The sequence below is a fragment of the Candidatus Accumulibacter aalborgensis genome (assembly GCF_900089955.1).
Classification (GTDB): domain Bacteria; phylum Pseudomonadota; class Gammaproteobacteria; order Burkholderiales; family Rhodocyclaceae; genus Accumulibacter; species Accumulibacter aalborgensis.
Genome location: NZ_FLQX01000180.1, coordinates 1 through 1132, shown reverse-complemented (window position 1 = coordinate 1132; position 1132 = coordinate 1). Strand labels below are relative to the sequence as shown.

At 60.4% G+C, this 1132-nt stretch carries 1 protein-coding gene and 1 pseudogene; both read right to left on the bottom strand.

Going from position 1 to position 1132, the window contains the following annotated elements; genetic code table 11:
- Positions 1-156: 156 nt before the first annotated feature.
- The gene (gene istB, locus ACCAA_RS21675) at positions 157-903 is read right to left on the bottom strand and encodes an IS21-like element helper ATPase IstB (RefSeq protein ID WP_186409323.1); all 747 of its coding nucleotides are present in this window, start codon (positions 901-903) and stop codon (positions 157-159) included.
- Positions 890-1132 (bottom strand): annotated as a pseudogene (locus ACCAA_RS21670) (hypothetical protein); the annotation flags it as partial. The gene istB and the pseudogene ACCAA_RS21670, both read right to left, overlap by 14 nt.

The following is a 1132-nucleotide window of genomic DNA, read 5'->3' as shown; positions in this document are numbered from 1 at the left end:
AATGTCGGCGCAGGTGTGAAAGCGGTCGGAATGTGACGATGCGAAACGGGAGCGATAGAGGTGTGGAGAAATGGGGTGGGCTGGTGTAGCGGGAATGCGAAGGAGCGGTAGCGGTGGTCGGGCCTGTGGAAAGTGGTGAGGGCGAAAGCGGAAGGATCAGGACTCGATCGGCTCGCGCATACGATAGCTGGAACCCTCGATGACGACGGTTTCGGCGTGATGGAGGAGGCGGTCGAGCAAAGCCGAGGTCAGCGTGCTGTCATTGTTGAAGATCTCTGGCCAGTGCTTGAACGCCCGGTTGCTGGTGATGAGAGTTGATCCGCGCTCGTAGCGCTGACTGATCACCTGAAACAGGGCATCGGCGCCGAACTTGTCGATGGGTAGATAGCCGAGTTCGTCAATAACCAGCAGGACAGGCTTGACCAAGCGCACCATCTCACGTTTGACTCCCCCGGTGGCCTGCGCGGCGGCGAGCGTATTGACGATATCCACCGCACTGGTGAATAAGGCCGTGTGCCCCTGCAGACACGCCGCGTGGGTCAGAGCGATCGCCAGATGCGTCTTTCCGACGCCGACGCCGCCCAACAGAATCACGTTGCCGTGTTCGTGGAGGAAGTTCAGGCGGCACAGATGCTGGACCTGGGTGCGGTTGATCTTCTTGGGCCAACTCCAGTCGAACTGATCGAGCGTCTTGACCCCCGGGAAGCGGGCCGCCTTCACTCGGCGAACGATCAAAGCCTCGTCGCGACGGGCGACCTCGCCGGCCACCAGTTGTTCGAGAAAGCGTCCATGCGACCACGCCTCCCGGGCCGCCTGATCCATCAGTGCCGCCTGGTGCTCGAGGAAATACGGTAACTGCAGGCGAGCCAGGTGTTTCTTCAGTAAGGTCTCAGTCATGTTCATGGGTCTCTCCCGAGTTCTCCTCTGGCATCGACAGTGGGGTATCGGGATACGCCGACAAATCCGGTGGCGGCAATTCCAGGTCCAGGACATCTTGTCGATGCGTGAGCAACAAAGGACTAGCCTCCGGCAACTTACGCCCGCGCGCCTCGATCAAATGCGCGATGTATTCGCTGGAAAACGCCTCGAATGCCAAGGCGTCGGCCATTGCCCGGATGACTGGCTCACTGCC